The 15,727-nt window shown below is 34.5% G+C and carries 11 protein-coding genes; all 11 read right to left on the bottom strand.

Features of this window, described 5'->3' with window-relative positions; translation table 11 throughout:
- Window positions 1-371 precede the first annotated feature (371 nt).
- The 11 genes from QUH73_RS18695 to QUH73_RS18650 all read right to left on the bottom strand — a co-directional run bounded on the left by QUH73_RS18695 (window position 372) and on the right by QUH73_RS18650 (window position 15,668).
- Window positions 372-827 carry a bacteriohemerythrin gene (locus QUH73_RS18695; protein WP_289531961.1) on the bottom strand — a complete coding sequence of 152 codons (456 nt, stop codon included), beginning with the start codon at window positions 825-827 and terminating at the stop codon, window positions 372-374.
- A 31-nt stretch (window positions 828-858) separates the two neighbouring features.
- On the bottom strand, window positions 859-1,989 hold the full coding sequence (locus QUH73_RS18690) for a hypothetical protein (protein ID WP_289531960.1): 1,131 nt from the start codon (window positions 1,987-1,989) through the stop codon (window positions 859-861).
- 206 nt (window positions 1,990-2,195) lie between these two features.
- The gene (locus QUH73_RS18685) at window positions 2,196-4,748 is read right to left on the bottom strand and encodes an LTA synthase family protein (protein ID WP_289531959.1); all 2,553 of its coding nucleotides are present in this window, start codon (window positions 4,746-4,748) and stop codon (window positions 2,196-2,198) included.
- A 105-nt stretch (window positions 4,749-4,853) separates the two neighbouring features.
- The gene (locus tag QUH73_RS18680) at window positions 4,854-9,737 is read right to left on the bottom strand and encodes a PAS domain S-box protein (RefSeq protein WP_289531958.1); all 4,884 of its coding nucleotides are present in this window, start codon (window positions 9,735-9,737) and stop codon (window positions 4,854-4,856) included.
- Window positions 9,727-11,118 carry a glycosyltransferase family 2 protein gene (locus QUH73_RS18675; RefSeq protein ID WP_289531957.1) on the bottom strand — a complete coding sequence of 464 codons (1,392 nt, stop codon included), beginning with the start codon at window positions 11,116-11,118 and terminating at the stop codon, window positions 9,727-9,729. Before QUH73_RS18675 ends, QUH73_RS18680 begins: the two co-directional genes overlap by 11 nt.
- Window positions 11,119-11,247: 129 nt before the next feature.
- On the bottom strand, window positions 11,248-12,372 hold the full coding sequence (locus tag QUH73_RS18670) for a hypothetical protein (protein ID WP_289531956.1): 1,125 nt from the start codon (window positions 12,370-12,372) through the stop codon (window positions 11,248-11,250).
- A gap of 50 nt (window positions 12,373-12,422) precedes the next feature.
- Window positions 12,423-12,785, bottom strand: coding sequence for a response regulator transcription factor (locus QUH73_RS18665; RefSeq protein ID WP_289531955.1), 363 nt, complete (start codon window positions 12,783-12,785; stop codon window positions 12,423-12,425).
- Window positions 12,786-12,876: 91 nt separating this feature from the next.
- On the bottom strand, window positions 12,877-13,053 hold the full coding sequence (locus QUH73_RS20965) for a response regulator (RefSeq protein ID WP_442913427.1): 177 nt from the start codon (window positions 13,051-13,053) through the stop codon (window positions 12,877-12,879).
- Window positions 13,050-13,238 carry a response regulator gene (locus QUH73_RS18660; RefSeq protein ID WP_289531954.1) on the bottom strand — a complete coding sequence of 63 codons (189 nt, stop codon included), beginning with the start codon at window positions 13,236-13,238 and terminating at the stop codon, window positions 13,050-13,052. Before QUH73_RS18660 ends, QUH73_RS20965 begins: the two co-directional genes overlap by 4 nt.
- Before the next feature lie 487 nt (window positions 13,239-13,725).
- Entirely contained in the window at window positions 13,726-14,028 is a 303-nt protein-coding gene (locus QUH73_RS18655) for a hypothetical protein (RefSeq protein WP_289531953.1), read from the bottom strand.
- Between the two features lie 128 nt (window positions 14,029-14,156).
- Window positions 14,157-15,668 carry a PAS domain-containing sensor histidine kinase gene (locus tag QUH73_RS18650; RefSeq protein WP_289531952.1) on the bottom strand — a complete coding sequence of 504 codons (1,512 nt, stop codon included), beginning with the start codon at window positions 15,666-15,668 and terminating at the stop codon, window positions 14,157-14,159.
- Between the last annotated feature and the right edge of the window lie 59 nt (window positions 15,669-15,727).

Below are 15,727 nucleotides of genomic sequence, written 5' to 3'. Positions count from 1 at the left end.
AGTTTTGTATATTGACAAATAGTATGACCTAAAAATCAACAAAAGGCTTTCTCAATTATATACTGTAACGATTTTTAAGAAATTCAATAGGCAAACGTAAAAGATAGATTTCCCCAGACCATATAATTAAGTAACTCTTTTATAATAATCCTATCATACTTTTACTCTTTGATTGATAAATACTTTTAAAATTTCATCTGTTTTTCAATTCAAGAGTCATGAGTAATTCGCGAAACAGACTTGACAACTCCAAACTTAATGCAAACATCAAGTCCATTTTTTTTATTGAAAATTAAGCTCTAAAAAAGGCTTAATAAACCTTTTTATAACCAAATCCAAAATGAATATCCCTGAGGAGGCTTTATAAAAATTCATTTTTTATTTCCTGTGGTCGCGAGATACTGTTTCACAGAATCCACATACAGAGAGTCAAAATCTCGAAAATGAGACGTAATCCATTTTCTTAATAAAGAAACCCTTAGATTAACCGATAAATCAGTTAAATATTTACTATTATACTGATCCAATTTTCGGATTTCAATTAGTCGATTCCTAAAAAAATCATGTTGTTGTATATGTTTTTCAATATCAATTGTTCCAGCACTTCTCATTAAGTTTTCTTCTGTTTCAAAATGATATTTTAAATACTCATCCAATTCATCAAAAATAACTAATCTGGATTTGTAATTTTTATGCTCACTTACTTCTACCATTTTATCAAATAACTCATTTATTTTACTGTGCTGTTCATCAATAATCTCAATGCTTAACAGTAGTTTACCATAGGATATATTAGAATCACTCTTATTAGCAGGATTTTTATTCATAATAACATTATTAAGATTAGCATTTATTTATTCAATGATGTATGTCACTATATTGTTCTAAAATGGAAGATACCATTGGTTGAAACAACTTGTAAAAAAACAAATTACTTGAGGTTCCATCTAACATAAGAGAAAGATATTGTCCTCCAACAAAATATGAAGAATTCAACGGGACTTTATTGTCACAATAATTACCGCAAAAATAGTAAAACTTGTAATCCTTGTCATTATGCATAATGACAGCAGGAAATACAGCCGGTATTCCATTTTTGTTCAAAAGTTTCTGGCCACTGTTGTTCACCTTCAATTCGTATGCAGAAATAGCATGATTAGTAGAATCAGTAATTTGGACAATATCGAACCAATACGAATACGGCATCCTTTTCTTCATTCCCAAGCTATTAATTCCGTAAGAAAAGGTATGTATCATCGGTACGGGATTAATTAGATCCCTCTTTCCATCCAATACTTCCACGATCCCCTTCTCGTGTATAAATACTATCCCAGAGTGAGAGAAAGGCCATGTCCCGGCATGTTGTTTCTTATAGTTATTAATTATCCCTTGGGGCAGTTCGGTACTTGTTGAATCCAAAGAAGTAAAATACTGACCCAGCCAGCCACTCCAATGTATTCCAAATTCATTTTCAAAATCCCGTCTTACATTTGCTTTGGTAGGCGAGGCTATTGTATTAAATTCTGCAAAGATTAGCTTTCCATCGGTCTTCATTTTTTTTAGAAAACTCATATCTTTTTCAGTCATGCCTCTCTGTACAAATCCTGAATGTTTGGCGATATCTGCAGAGACACCTGCCGTGCCGATATAGTAAGTAACATCAATATTTGACACGACATGTTGAATTTCAGTTTCAGTCATATGCTGGAAATCTTTAACACGATACTGTTTATTTTCTAAGGGAAAAAAACCTAGGTAATCTCTGCGTCCATCGTACAACAGTCCGTTTTTCCGAACGTATCTATCATTATTCAATACCCAAAACAAAGGTTGCTTTTCTTGTCCTTCCGGAGTCAAACCTGTTTTATCCATAGCAAGTACTTTCAATGGTTTCTTAGGTACAAACCACCAGCCAACTCTCATACCTACCAATGTCATTACAGGTAGAGCAAGCAAAAATATAATAGTCCATTTTCGTAATTTTTTCATATTTTATAATTTAAATCCTTCTTTAATACAAAAATGATTCATCTATTTGATTCTCTTTTCATCCAACTATTAAATGTGATTGATTAGATTTGACAATGTTTATTACGAAAGAAATATTCACAGAAAAAGATTTACTACACGTAACTATTTGTTCAGAACTAAATACTCCATTTAAAAAGCCTTACTAAAAATCAAGAATAGTCAATTTAATATTTCATCAATATACTGTCCGGCAACATTACTTTCTTTGTCAGCATTATATCATTTCGCTCTATAAATTTTTCCAGAAGAAACTTTACTTTAGTTCTTTGTTTGTTCCCATTTTCAACAGGATCCAATCCCATGTTTTCAAATAATTGAAACAATTCACCTCCACTCAACATATAATTCCCCGATAAATATTCACTTACACCTTGTTTCGTAGGCATTAGTGGATAATTACTGATGTTTCTGAAAAAACGAACCGTATCCAATCCGGCCCCAATCCATGTTACCAAAGAAGGCGATTTAAAGTGATGTTGATTCTTTACATAGGCCAACAGACTTGGGGTAATATCCAAATGCGACACCACTGCAGAAAACTTTGCAGTCCGCTTCAGCAAAGGACTGTATATAATCAAAGGCACGTGATATCTATCGATTTTTGTGCTCATTGGAATATCCGGCATACGATGATCGCCGGTAATAACGAAAATAGTATTCGCAAAGAATGGACGTGAAGCATAGGATTTAAAAAAATGGCGCAAGGCATCATCCATGAACAGAATACTGGCATATTGTGCTTTATAGTCCCGATGTTGACTAATAGCTGCATCATCAAACTGCAAATCGTACATTCTCTCTTCGAACATTTCATCGTATTTATGTTGATCGTTTACTTTGAAAGGGCTGTGTGTTGCAACTGTAAGTAACATGTTAATATGGTTATCATTAGGATGCTTATCCAACTCTGTAAAATACTTTCTGTATAATTCAAAATCGCCATAGCCCCAGGAAAATCCACTAGCATTTCCAGGTAACCGTTCATAGGAAGAATCAAAGCTTGATTCATCACAAATCTGATTGATGTGATGTTGCTTCATAAACATATTCATATTATCAAATTTCGAATCTCCGGCGTAAAAGAATGAAGAAGAATAGCCATTGGCTGCCAATACATTAAGAATACTTAGGTTTGAAGGCATTTGCTCTCCGAGCTCCGCAAACCCGTGTTTACCATAGGGAAGAGATCCCAAAATAGATGGAGAAACACCAAAAGTCCGTCCGGCACTACTGATGCAGTTCTCCCAATAAAGACTATGTTGCGATAATGAATCCAAAAATGGGGTAAAACTTCCGAGATGTGCATTCTCATTGGTAAAAGCCCTCCCTAAACCTTCAACAACAACAAAAACAATATTAGGATGTGCTTCACTTTTTTCAAAAAATGGAGATAATACATCCTTACTGCTTTCTGTATGAAGAAAAGGATAATTTGCAGCATCTGTAAATTCAAAATCATTGACACGCTTGTTATCGGAACCATTACCAACCAGTTCGTCTGCGAACATTGCCGACATTTCATCAAAAATATCAGCCTCAGGTTGTTTGATATAATTCTTCAATACAGACTTGTAGAAATAAGCTGATTTATTTAATGCCAGCTTATTGTTATATTCCGAACCAAAGTCAGGAGAGAATGATATTTCACTAAAACTTACAAGAACACCCGCAAAACCAAAAACCAACATCGTTAATCCTACCGTTTTAGTAATTTTTACAAACCGGGGTAAAAAAACAAAAACCAATATAATAACAACCGTAATACCACAAAAAAGAAAAAACATATTAAGATTGACCGCAGTTCCCAGAATTTGCTTAATTTCCGGCAATGTGTATTGAAATGCATCTCCACCCAGAGGGTTAAGAGCCTCTGAAAAATATTTTATCAGAAAAATATTTATTAATGAAACAATAATGAACAATACGTTTGCCAAAATTTTTGAAACTTTTGGCAAAAAGACAGATACAATTAAGGTGAAAATCACTAAATATCCTATTACCGAAAAGTAGAAAAGCAAATCGAATAGTAATGATGTGCTTATATAACTAATCAAGTGAGACTTGATCCCTGTATCTATTTGATTAATGTTTAATTCGTAAACCCGCATTGCCAAAATAAAAACCAGAAAAATAAAAGCGTATGACACGAAGTTTTTTAGCAGAGCAAAAAATCGCTTGTCTTCCGGCTGAGAATCATCTGTACTTTTCTGAGTTTTTTTTGAGCCCGATATGACTTCTTTTGCAGAATCTCCCGAAGACTGCATAACCTGTGGCAACTCAACATCTGGTTCATGTGACGATCCCTTTACTTCAACTATTTGTGTGGGCAAATTGGCCGACACAATTGAAATCGAAACCGCAAGCTCGGTTTCGACTTCAATTGGTTGATATTTTACGTACAATGTGCCTCCTTCCGGGGCAATGCTTGTCTCGTTTCCCCATGTGATGTTGTCGCAACTTACCTGATAATTGTCTGGAGCAATCGCCTTAATTTCCGACAACAAATTCGTCCCTTTAAGTATAAAAGCATGAACTGCTGACTCATTCCCAACTTCTGAAATAAAAAAATCAGTAGCTGGTATTACACTTATAGTTGGTGCTAATCCTTTCAATAGTGGCGAGGCACTGTTTACATTCTCTAATTTGGATTCTATCTTTTTGTTTTTCATATTTGAGCCATTGGGTTCTCTGTTTAATCTAAATTGATCGTATTCCATGATAAACATGTTAAGATTAAATAAGTCATACTCATATAAGTATACTATCATATTTAACAATCTGTTTTGTGAAATCAATACACAATTAAACAGGTTTGTAACTACTTATATATTATTTATCGTTTCATCTCTAAGTTTTGTTATTTCATCTTTAACCGCATCGTAAATGCAACAACAAATACCGAGGGCTTTGGGAAGCTCATCAAGATCTTCTCTATTTATTGAATTTACTTCGATTACAGACAGTTGTTTAATCATTTCATTCATTAGCAATATACCGACGCTCCCCTTAAGCTTATGAGCAACTTTGGTAACCGTATCCCAGTCTGTAGCCTGAGCAATAAGAATTGTCAACTCCTGCAATGCTTTAGGAACTATATCTAAGAACATATTCAAGATTTCCAGTTTAAAATCAGCATCGTCGATGTCCTCCACATTCATCATGCTGTATAAAGGCTCATCTCCAAATTCCATTTGGGGCTTTGTCGTTTCCGATTGAAGCACTTCAGGCATAACATCGGTTAAAAGTGGTTGCGATAAAGACTTCTCTTTCTTACCTTGTTCTTTAGTCAACTTCCTAATGACATACAGTAATTCTTCAATCATAAATGGTTTCGGCACAAAGTCATTCATTCCTGCCTCTAAACAACTTTCCCTATCCCCTTTCAAAACCGAAGCAGTCATTGCAATAATAGGTATTTGTAAGCCAAGCTCCTCTCTTATGATAATGGTAGCTTTATAGCCATCCATCACCGGCATTTGAATATCCATAAGCACAAACTGATATAAAGCAGCCTTTTCCCTGAGAATTTCCACGGCCTCTTTCCCATTATTGGCAATGTCCATAGATATGCCAACTTTTTTTAGTACATGAAATACAACTTTCTGATTAATCAGATTATCTTCTGCAAGAAGACAACGCATAGAAGGTAATTCCTCAAGGGAGACAGAGTTTTTGATGCTTTGCCTGTGACTTTGAATATTTGCTTGTTCTGCAATTAGGTAAGAGATATTAAATCGAAAAATGCTTCCTTTGTTCAATTCGCTGCTAACGCTTATTTCTCCCAGCTGCAATTCAACCAAACTCTTACATATAGACAATCCCAAGCCTGATCCACCAAATTTGCGAGTGGTATCGGAACTTGCCTGCATAAAAGGTTTAAATAATTTCGTCAGTCCCTCTTCGCTTATTCCAATTCCTGAATCTTCTACCACAAACTCTATGTTAACTTTATTCTCTGTCAGAACTTTATAAAATAAGCTTAACTTAACAAACCCTTTAGCGGTAAATTTCAACGCATTCCCAATCAGGTTATTTAATATCTGGTTCAAACGGGAAGGATCTCCCTCTAACATAGTTGGCATACCAGAAGCAACTTCAATCGAAAAACGCACTCCTTTCTCTTTAGCCTCGTGCCTAAAAACATTATCAATCGAATGCAAAATCTCATCCAAATCGAACAGTACGCTTTCAATATTCAATTTCCCGGCCTGAATTTTTGAAATATCAAGAATGTCATTAATCAAAACTTTAAGATTATAGGAAGATACTTTCATTGCATCCAGATATTCTTTTTGTTCGGCCGATAATGACGTTTGCTCCATCAAATTAACCATCCCCACAACACCGTTAAGTGGAGTACGCATATCATGACTCATAGAAGCCAGAAAACGTTCCTGAGAACTTGCCGCCTCTTCAGCTATCTTTCTTGCTTCTTCCACTTCAATTTCGCGAGTAACAGAATCTGTTATATCATTTGTAATGCCTCCAACAGCAATCAATTTTGACTCTGGGTCATAAATAGGAAATTTCAGCGTTTTAAAATATTCCATTCTTCCGTTCTCTCTTTCAATAGAATCGAAAAACTCCAATACTTTGCCCGCTTTTACAACAGAAAGATCCTCATCATTAAAATCATTCGATGGTGATCCTTTCAGTAATTTCTTCCTTGGACCCTCAGGCAATGATTTCTTTTTCAGTGCATGAAACTCTTGTTTTTTATTATTAGTCAATAAATATTTCCCACTTAAGTCTTTAGCAAACATAGCTGCAGATGCGTTATCCATAAAACTTTGCAAGAACTGCTTTCTGTTTTCACTTACTTGTTTCGCTTCCTTCAGTTCATTTTCCCTATGAATTTGCTCTGTAACATCATCAATAATAACCCCTATATATGAAAACTCATCTTTAGAGTTATAAAGTGGAAATTCAATGGTTACAAAATGATATTCTTCACCATCAGGACTAACATCTGACACCTCAGCCCTCAAAGACTCTTGATTACTTAGAACATAAGCATTGCCTTCACTCGCTTTCCTTTGTAATTTTTGAGAGGATATGTACTCGTTATGATGCTTACCGATTAACTCTTGTTTGGTTGAAAAATTGATCTTGGAAAATGGTTCATTCGCAAACAAAAGCCGTTCTCTCAAATCAAGTATCGCAACAGAATAAGGAATATTATCAAGAAAGTCTTGAAGCAAACGCTGAGCAGTTGCGACCTCTTCCTCCTTTTTTCTCAATTCCGAGATATCTACAATAACCTCCAGAGAACCAACCAACTTTCCATCAGAATTCCATTGTGCAATTGCCGACAACATACAAATGATGATTTCACCATTTTTTTTAACAAACTGAAATTCTACATCAGTACAACTGCCATTTTTCAAAAAAAGCGGCCATACAACTTCCCTTGAATATTGAAGAGATTCCTTTGTTACAAAATCAGATAATGCCCGCCCAAGCACCTCTTCACGGGTATATCCCATAACAATAAGCCAATAGTCACTTACAGTGAGCAAGTTACCTTCCTGGTCTATTGAGTAAAGCATTGCCGGAGTAGAATTGTACAGCAATCGAAATTTCTCTTCGCTTTGACGCATCATCTCAACCACTTGTTTGCGTTCGGTAATATCTTCGTAAGTTCCCAACACACCAATCACATTCCCTTTACTATCATGCATTGGTATTCTACTGATTTTCTCCCAAATTTGATTACCTTCCGGCGTCATTTGTGATTCTTCGAAATTAAGTTTCGGAGCATCATTGGTCATTACCAACTGGTCATCTGCACGATACAAATCGGCCTGCGAAGCGCATGCCACATCGTAATCCGTTTTACCAACTATTTCATCCGACGATACAAGCCCTACATCTTTTGCAAAGGAAATGTTACAACCCAAATAAATCCCATCTTTATCTTTCCAGAAAACCGATTGCGGAATATTGTCTAAGACCGATCTGAACAACTGTTGACTTTCCCATAGTTTTTCTTCATCACGCTTGCGCTCTGTTATGTCTACTATTGCACCAACCAATCCTCCCAGTGTTCCATCCTGGTTGAAGAATGGGGCTTTATTAAATATAACATCATTGAAACTGCCATCTTTATTTTTAATTTTCGCCTCGTAGCTTTGTGCCTGGCAACTTTTAAACACCAATAAATCTGCCTGATGATATATTTCTGTTAAATCATTATTTGGGAATAAATCAAAAACAGTTTTGCCAATAAATTCATTTTCCGAAAATCCTATTGAATTTGCAAAAGCTGTATTTCCGCCCAAATATACACCATTCACATCTTTATGATAAACCGGTAATGGAATATTATTCATCAATGCGCTTAGTAGGCGTTCAGATTGTTGGACTTTATTAAAAAAAAGTCTACTTTCTTCTTCTACCCGTTTCCGTTTAGATATGTTAGCTCCGATGATTCCTACAGCAAATATTTTTCCCTCTTCGTCAAACAATGGAAACAGATTTGAATGAAAAGTAAGTTCCCCTCCATCCCCATTGATTAGAACATTTTCACTCTCAACTTCTTTATGATTATTTAGCACGAATTCCACATCCATAATCATACTATTCAAATAATCATTGCATCTTATAAATTCGGTATAATGTTTACCAATAGCGGACTCTCCGGTGTCTTCGAACAACCCCAAAGCATACTTATTTATAAATTTATAAATTCCATCCAAGTCAATGATACTGGCATAAAACGGTATGCTATCCATATATGACTGAAGCAAATATTCTTGGTATCTTGCCTTCGTTTTGAATATATCCGACTGCTTTTCAGCGTAATTTAATCTATCCTGATATTCTACAAACTCTGCTACATCAGTAATAATAGTACCTGTACCCAATAGAGTAGTACCATTGTCGGAGAAAAGTGGGAAAACAGTGTAATGGGTATGAGTCAATTTATTTAAAACCGGTTGAAACGTAGCACACTCAAATGAAAATGTTACACGATTGTCAGAAGCTTTACGAAAACCTTCCAAAACATCTTCGTGGATATAAAAACCTGTAAGTGTTTGAAATTCCTCGACACTTTTACCATAAAGTTCTTCTTTCTGCAAGCCATGACGATTAATAAAAGCCTGATTCATCAAAATAAATCTGTTATCCAGATCCAAAGCAAACATTGGATTTATAGCATTATCTACAAAACCCGATAACAGTTTCCTTCTATTCTCAATCAGATTATGAAACAAAAAATCTTTATTATGAGCTTCTTTGAGCAATAGGTCTGTTTTAGCCTGCAACTCTTTTTCCCGTGTAATATCTCTTAACACACACTGAATCAAACAATCTCCGTTAACACTCTTTTTATTGCAGGTAAACGACTCAATGGCCACCCAACCTGCTTCACCTGTCTTCCTGTGAAATTGAATCTCAAAAGCGTTGTCTTCACTCTTCTGTCTTTTTAACAGGTTTGTAAATATTGTGTTTGGGTCTTCTCCAACAGATTCCCACTCAAAAATAGAAAAAACAGAAACACTTACTATTTCTGAATACGAATAGCCAAGCATATTAAGAAATGATTGATTTGCATATGTAATCACTCCTTCTGAAGAAAGAAAAACAACAGGTAATGCCAAATTTTGAATAAAATCCTGACATTGACAGTCTTCTATTTCAAACCGCTCTGAATTAAAATTATCAGACAGTTTTTTATTTAATTTTGCCGGTTTATTTTTCATGATTCTCTTCTTTTACATGATTGGCTGTTTCTTCTGTTTCAGTTTGCAACTTCTGATTTTCATCCGACTTTACACTCTCATTCTTTTTTGCAAAACCTCCTCTAGTCATTTCACCCCAACCTGTTTCTGACTTTAATAAAATTTTCAATATTCCTCTAATAGCAGCGGCAACCACATACAAATGGAAAATAACAGGTTCATACAATACGGCAAGAAGCAGTTTTAGCACATCTCTTTTTTCCTTGTACTGCCGAAAAGTAAATGTTTCTATTAAAATTGAGGATGCTGAAAATAGATAGCCAAAACTTACTATAAAGATCAGTAAGAGAAAGTAAAATTTCCATATTACCATTCCCAATACGGCATAAACGATCAAAAATACCCAACCAAGAAGTTCTACAATGGGAGCTAAAAACTCAAAGAAAACCCAATACGGATAGCTAAACAAACCAAGGACACCATATTTGCGGTTGAAAAACATCTTTTTGTGGGTCCAAAGTGTTTCTACTGTTCCTCTCATCCACCTGTCGCGCTGACGCCACAGAACCCTGTAGCTGGTTGGCACTTCCGTCCAACACAATGGGTCTGAAATATATCGTACAGCATAAGGGCGTTTGGCATCTTCCATATAAAGCCGCATACGCACGATTAGCTCCATGTCTTCTCCAACTGTTTTAGTGTCGTAGCCACCCGCATCTATTGCTATTTCTTTGTCGAACATGCCAAATGCACCTGAAATAATCAACAGTCCGTTTAGCTTGCTCCATGCCATTCTTCCCAGTAAAAAAGACCTTATATACTCTACCGTTTGTATTCGTGCCAGCATATTTTTAGGCACATGTACTTTTGTGATTTTTCCTCCACGCACTTCGCACGAATTTGCCACACGAATAACACCTCCGGCAGCAATAACATGTTTATCCGGGCTCGACATAAAAGGTTTTACCATACGCAACAAGGCATCCTGTTCTAAAACGCAGTCTACATCAATACAGGTAACATATTTTTTTGTCGCAATATTTAATCCTACATTCAGTGCATCAGCTTTACCACCATTATACTTGTCTACAACTGTCAATTTTTTATACGCCGCATTTGTGCTTTTATAAACACCTCTTACCGGTTTCGTTGCAATTCTTTCATTTACAAAATAGGGGACTTTAACTAAATGATATGCATCGATCAATTTTTGCAGGGAATCATCTTTACTTCCATCGTTAATTACTATAAGTTCAAGATTATTATAGTATATTGAAAACAGAGATCGCACATTTTCGACAATCGAAGCACTTTCGTTATAAGCAGGGGCAAGAATGCTGATTGCAGGAACAACAGAAGAACTCGCTACCATGGAATAATCGGTAAATTCATGTTTTCTCATGTGATTAATATTCTCATAAACAGAATAAATACCAATTAGTAGATATATACATATTAACATGATAGAGTATATCAATATACCATAGGTAAAGAAATAAAAAAACCAAAGTTCCCAACACATAGTAAAAGTTTAATTATATTGTAATTTTTCATTATTAATCTGTTCCAACATTTGGATTACAGACTCTTTAATTTCAGGCTCCTTTTCTACGGCCCTAATAATATCAATACCTTCACACAAGCCATTTAAGATCCTTACAATACTAAAACGTATTTCTAACTCACAACTAACTAAATACTTGTACAGAAAAAATACACTATCCTGAGTGGCAAGTGATTTCAACACCTCCAAAACGGCTATCTGTACCCGTTTACTTACTACCTGATAATAAGCCAACAGCTCCAGTTCAGTATTTTCATTGTAGATGTTTTTCAGGCACAAAACAGCTTGTATTTTTACCGTTTCGTTGGGATGGTAAAGACAATGACCAATTTTCTCCAACAATTCAAAACAATTATATTTATCAGCCAGGCGGAGTGAAAAAATAACTACAGAATCATTCTTTGAATCGAGCCATCGCTCAATATCCACCGGTCTTTCATTTTTCATATTGGTAAGCAGGTAAAGTAAAGTCATCTGCTGCCATTCCGAAATCGTGTATGTTACACGGGAAAGAAACCTTAATCCCTTTACGCCAAAGAGCCTTACAATAGCAAGCTGAGCTTCTATTCTGACATCTTCCTGCACATGATTGGTGCAACGATATATTGATCGATAGTAGACTTTATGATTCATCTCAGACAACTCTCTTATTCCCATCACCATAAGCTGAAAGTGATTGTTTGTTAGCTTTTTATAAGAATCTTTATACAGTCTCAACTCTTCGTAGAGTTTATATAAATCTTCAAGCCCGGCTCCAGACAGATTTTTTTTCATCTTCAATATTTCGTCAATCATGATTTGACGAAGCATTTTTCGTTTCCCTTTTCGTAGGCCATTCCCTTTTACATCTATATTGAATTCCTTGAAACCAACCAATAAATCATCCTTTTCCGAATTTTCCTCAAACAATATAGTAAGCAATAAAGATTCCCTTTCGTCCCTTTTTTCCAGAATTGCATCTTCCTTTTTTTGCATCAGCAGTGAAGAAAAATAAGCAATGAAAAATATTGCGCTGACAGCACCAATAAATAAGATGGCGAAAAAAATCAACTGTGCTTCTAAATCCCACCTAACAAGTATTAATAACAACATAAATTCACTATTAAAATAATAAGAATACTCTGAAAAAATAGCTTAAAATATTATGCGTTAAACAATCGCTTCACTCTTGAAGATAATTCAATGGGACTAAAAGGTTTAGTGATATAATCGTCAGCTCCCAACTTAAAAGCCTCTTCCACAGAATCTTCTTGTCCCATAGCCGACAAAACAATAATGGGAATTTTACTCTTTAAATCTTTACGGATTTTTTCGACCACTTCAAGTCCGGAATAAAAGGGCATCATAATGTCCGTAATAACCAAATCCGGACAGGCATTTTTTTCAAGATAATCCATTGCCACACCTCCATCTTCAGCCTGAATTACTTCATAGCCATCTTTTTGTAGTTTCATCGATAACATTTTGAGAGTCATCTTCTCATCTTCCGCAATTAATATTTTCATTCCGTTTATTTTAGTGTGATTCAATAAATTTTGCTTGTTGTTGTTTCCATTTACATAATTATCTAAGTAAGCCATTTCCTCTTACCTAATATCATGAGCCAAGTAATCGCTTTACTCTCAGAAACAATTCTCCCGGTTTAAAAGGTTTAGTGATATAAATGTCAGCTCCCAGCATTAAAGCCTCTATCACAAAATCTTCTTGCCTATTAGCGGACAAAGCGATAATGGGAATTTCACTCTGTAAATCTTTCCGAATTTTTTCAATCACTTCAAGTCCAGAAAAAAAGGCATCATAATGTCCGTAATAACCAAATCAGGACAGGCATTTTTTTCAAGATAATCTATTGCCATTCCTCCATCTTCAGCCTGAATTACTTCATAACCATCTTTTTCTAGTTTCATTGATAACATTTCGCGAGTCATTTTCTCATCTTCCGCAATCAGTATTCTCATTCCTTTTTTTTTAACGTGATTCGATAAATTTTTCTTATTCAACCCATTTACTTACTAATCTGAGTTAGATTAGTAAGCATTTGATTAATAAGTACTCTTTAATTAAAGCCTGTTTTGAAATTAAAACAGGTCTAAAGAACAATTGCAACTTTAGCTTTTTTACGGGAGAAAGCCATCTAAATGTTTATATATTACTCTTACAAAAGCATTCGATCAATCATAAATTCATTACATATTCTTACATACATAGATTTGCCTCAAAATATTAGAAAAATATTTAGAATTCAGTACGAAAAAGAATTATAATTAGCCATTACGGTGACGTTACTGTAGTTTTTCAAAATATTCTATGATCAGCACGTCAAATAGAATTCATTTACTGAATTTACGACACATTAAGATTTTAAAGCATGCTAAATTTCATGCTGAATAAGTTTAATCGTTTTTGATAATCTTTCTCACGATATTATTTTTATTACCATATAACTTAATGGAATAAACACCTGAATAATACGATTAAGCTTATTTCATTTGCTTCTCTTCCTATTCGGCCATTTTTAACTAATATGCCTGCTGAATTGAAAACACTATAATTTTGATTGCGATCTATTTCAATAATTAATTTTCCTTTTGTTGGATTCGGATAAATTTCAGTCTCATTATCAGCCAAAACATTCTCTCTTAACACAATACCAGAATAGTTGACATTCGCAATAGTAGTCTTACTTTCTCTCGTAATCTTTACCCACAAAGAACAAGTATAAAATCCTGGTTCAGACAATAAAATCACTTCAGGTTTTATTGAAATCCATTTGTTTGAAGTGTCACTTTTATTTTACAATCTCAAATCCTTAGCTTTATATGCTTTCTCTGTAATCGACTCTTTCTTATGAAGAAATCAAAATTGGGAACAGGTAATTAGTTACCCCTCTTTAATGGTATTATTAAACTAAATTGACTCCCTTCATCAAGTTTTGAATTAACTGTAATCTTCCCTCCCATAGTTTGTATTATTTTCCTGGTTAATGACAATCCTATTCCCAATCCTCCATGTAATCTTCCCCGAGGATCTTTCAGCTGAAAAAAAGGTTCAAAAATCAATTCTTGTTCATGCTTTTCGAAACCTATCCCTGAATCAGTGATAGAAATAACCAACCATTTACACACAACTCTAAATTCAACTAAAACAGATCCAACATCGGTATATTCAAGCGCATTTTTCAGCAGGCTCAAAACCATTTGTTTGATTCTTTTTTCATCAAACAAGTATCGATTACTTAGGTGTTCGTCTACCTTACCTTTCTGCGTAATTTTTAGAAATGTTCTTCCATTATTGTGTGCATCATAAAACTGTTTTACATCGGTTGAAATTATACGCAACAGATGTTCCAAATCAATATTCAATTCCCTAAGCACCAAATTACCAGATTCAATTTTAGCAATATCAATAAGATCATCAATCACTTCAGTTAATTTATAACCTGCTGCTTGTACGTGATTAAAATATTCCAAATCACGACCAGAAAAAGCCATATTTTCTTCAATAAGTTTTGAAAATCCCAGAATAGCATTTAGAGGTGTTCTAATTTCATGACTTACAAGGGATAAAAAAGTTGTTTTTAACATTAAAGCTTCTTTGGCCAATTCTTGAGCCTTTATTAATTCTTTCTCCTTTTCCTTTAAACTCGTAATGTTATTCCCGACAACTATAACTTCAGAGTTTTCTTGCTCTTGGTTATAGTCTGGTAGAACATTTACATCTAGATACATCAATTGATTTGTAATCTTATGTTTCAATACAATTTTCCCCTCAACCAAACTTCCCGTTAAAAACGATTTTTCAATTAACGCTGATAAATAATTTGCAGCTTCCTTATTATCAGAAAAAAAAACACAAGGTTGAAGGCCAACAATCAGAAATCGTGACATACCAGTTATATCATTAAATGCTTTATTTACATACAAGCATTCCTTTCTCTTATTAAACCGGAATATAATATTAGTTGAATTTTCAATTACCGATTTAAAATTTCGATCATAGTTTTTAACAAGATTCATCAATTCTATATTTTTTTGATTGTCGTAAATAACACAACTATAAAATAAATCATTATCATACATGAACCCCTTGACTACAATATCTACGTATACTGTTTCACCACCCCCTTTCTTCATCCAGGCAGTAATACTCTTGTTGTTCCAATTATTATCACCAAACTGAGAATCATCCCATCCTATCCTATTATTTCCAATTAAGTCCTTAAAATTTGTCCCTATAATTTTACTCCGGTTGTAAGAATACAAATCACAAAATCTATCATTCACTCTATCAATTAGAAAATCTTTGGTTAGAATTATAACAGGATCTACATACTCCTTATATGCAGTCAATATAACACTGGAGCTATTATTCACTTCCCTTTTGTACATTTCGCAATTATTATCGTTTTTTTTGCAATACTCAGTTAGGTTTTAGGTAGCTATTACGC

Source organism: Labilibaculum sp. K2S, assembly GCF_030372765.1.
GTDB lineage: Bacteria > Bacteroidota > Bacteroidia > Bacteroidales > Marinifilaceae > Labilibaculum.
The sequence above is the reverse complement of the archived record's forward strand: the minus strand, read 5'-3'. Positions and strand labels throughout refer to the sequence as shown.